We start from the raw sequence: 1228 nt of genomic DNA on the forward strand, positions 1-1228 counted from the left end.
GTCGAGCCTCAGGGCAGCCAACGCCGCCACATCCCGCATGCCCAGATTCGCTCCCTGCCCCCCCAGCGGATGGGTGGTGTGAGCAGCATCCCCCACCAAAGCCAGCCGGGATCCGATGTAGGTTTGGGCATGGGCCCGCTGTGGCTCATAACAGGCTCTGGGAGAGGCCGCCAGCAAGGCTCCCAACTGGGATCCAAACCAAGGCCGGATGGCCTGCAAAAACTCAGCCTCAGACAAGCCCATCAGCCGATCTCGATCCGCTTGGCGAACTGTCCAGACGACACAACTGCGATGGGGATCGGGGGTGGGCAAAATGGCGAAGGGGCCGCTGGCCTGAAAGCGCTCGTAGGCCACCTGCCGGTGAGGATGCTCATGGGTGAGGGTGGAAACGATGCACACCTGTCCATAGCCCCAGCGGGATAACGGGATCCCAGCCTGTTCCCGCAGCCGCGAACGGGCCCCATCTGCAACCACCAGCAAAGCAGCTCGCAGAGTTTGCCGGGATCCCTCCTGGGCCAGCTCTACCCGAATGTGATCTGCTGCAGGGGAGAAACTTTGCGCCTGAGCAGGGCTGAAAAGGGTTACCGAAGGGCACTCGCGAATGCGCTGCAACAGAGCTTTTTGGGTAATTTGATTTTCCACGACGTAGCCCAGCGCCGGCGCTTGGAGCGTTTCGCGGCACAACTGAGCCACCCAGGGGCCTTCCCCATCAGAGACCTGAATGCGGTGGATGGGAGAGACTCCCCAGGCCTCCATAAGGGGCCATACCCCAATCCGCTGCAGAATGCGGGCTGTCCCCAGAGCCAAAGCGCTGGCTCGGCCATCGGGCCCCACCCCCTGCGAGAGATCCCGCCCCTCGATCAGCCCGACGCGGATCCCGGCCTGGCCCAAAGCGGCTGCTAAGGTGGATCCCACCATCCCAGCTCCGGCAATCACCACCTCGAAGTCCAGTCGCCTTGGCTTGGCTGCTGTCGAAGCAATGGCTAGGGGAGCAGCGGAAGTGGGCAAAAGGCTCATGGGCACTCACGGCAAGTAGGCTTAACTTCCATTCTAGGGTTCCTGCACCCGGCAGGCCGCCGAGGATCAAGCAGTAAATTGGGTCAAAGTGCTACGAGGGATCCCTTTTGATCTCAGCCCCTTTGTTTGCTGCTGCAGGGTGGAATCCCTGTGGGTAGCTGATACATTTACGCTGAACACTGCTGAACATCACTGTTCAACTATGCAGCGA

1 protein-coding gene is annotated in these 1228 nt (G+C 61.4%); it reads right to left on the bottom strand.

The features are described 5' to 3' along the window. A partial coding sequence (locus NW838_RS02280) for an FAD-dependent monooxygenase (protein WP_414427426.1) occupies nt 1-1017 on the bottom strand: 1017 nt, incomplete at its 3' end. Between the last annotated feature and the right edge of the window lie 211 nt (nt 1018-1228).

Origin of the sequence: Synechococcus sp. R55.2 (assembly GCF_047462075.1) — a bacterium.
GTDB lineage: Bacteria > Cyanobacteriota > Cyanobacteriia > Thermostichales > Thermostichaceae > Thermostichus.